The sequence below is a fragment of the Oleiphilus sp. HI0117 genome (genome assembly GCF_001635235.1).
This window is the reverse complement of the sequence record NZ_LWGA01001407.1, coordinates 1-1,440: the sequence shown is the minus strand read 5'-3', so window position 1 is coordinate 1,440 and position 1,440 is coordinate 1. Positions and strand designations below refer to the sequence as shown.

The window sequence follows — 1,440 nt, the reverse complement described above, 5'->3', positions numbered from 1 at the left end:
TGCCGACCGCGCGAACAAATCGCTCATCAAGATTCTTGGAGGTTTCTGCATAGATCAAATCCACTAAGGATTCACAATTACAGAGATTGGGCTCAATAATTTTCATTAAGGGTCTGCTTGGCTATGTCATGGTCTGATACAAACATAACAGAGCAGAAAGTAAAGTCTAGAGAAGATTTACCGCTAGTAAAACAAAGCCAGCCCCAATTGGCTCAATATACCTGGGACTGGCTTTTTTAGGCTAGCCTTGCATTAGCAAGTAGTCAAAGGCTGCAAGAGAAGCTTTGGCACCTTCCCCCATAGCGATCACGATCTGTTTATAAGGCACGGTCGTCACGTCACCGCAGGCAAAGATTCCTGGTACGTCAGTCTGACCTTTGGCGTCTACAATTACCTCGCCATAGGCGTTCATTTCTACAATGCCTTCCAGGAAGCCACTATTGGGCACCAAGCCTATTTGGACGAAAATGCCTGATAATTCCTGGCGCTTAATTTCACCACTATCACGATCTTCGTATGCTAAGGCAACAACCTTGCCACCTTCAGCCAAGACTTCTTTGGTCGCTACATTACGCAGAATAGTAATATTCTCACGTTTTTTAGCTTGCTCAACCAAGACTTTGTCAGCCTTTAATTCAGGCATAAACTCGTAGATTGTGACAGATTTTACGATACCAGCTAAATCCAAAGCCGCTTCAACACCTGAATTTCCGCCACCAATAACAGCAACATCCTTACCTTTAAAGAACGGTCCGTCACAGTGCGGGCAGTAAGCAACACCTTGACCTATGTTTTCCTTCTCGCCAGGAATGCCAAGCTCTCTCCACTTTGCACCGGTCGCAACAATCACCGTCTTGGTTTCGATCACTTCACCCGAAGAGAGTTCAATCTTATGGTTTTCACCCCCCTGGCCTTTCTCGATGTTCGCGACTCGTAAGTGTTCTCTGACGGTCACGTCATATTCTTTAATATGCTGCTCCAAAGCCGTAGACAATTCCGGGCCGGTTGTTTTAGGCACAGAGATCAGGTTTTCGATCCCCATAGTGTCTTTCACCTGTCCACCAATCCGATCTGCGATGATCGCTACTTTCAAACCTTTTCGAGCACTATACACCGCTGATGCTGCACCTGCCGGGCCACCACCAATCACAACAACATCCTGAACAGGTAGTGCTTCAGCAGGCTCTGCTGCCTGAGTGATGTCGGGGTATTTAGCCATCAATTTCTCTAGTAGGACTGCCTGGTCAATTTTACCGTTAGCGAATACTTCACCATTCAAGTAAACACTAGGCACACCTTGAATACTTCGCTCTTCGATCAAGTCCGGATAGACACCGCCATCAATGGTTTCAGTGGTAATCTTATCGTTGACCAAAGCAAACTGATTCAAAGCCTGGACCACTTCAGGACAATTGTGACAACTCAAGCTTACAAAGACTT

1 protein-coding gene is annotated in these 1,440 nt (G+C 46.2%); it reads right to left on the bottom strand.

Annotated elements, in window-relative coordinates:
- Positions 1-241 precede the first annotated feature (241 nt).
- The coding region (gene ahpF, locus A3757_RS23800; protein WP_068740406.1) for an alkyl hydroperoxide reductase subunit F at positions 242-1,440 on the bottom strand (1,199 nt) is incomplete at its 5' end.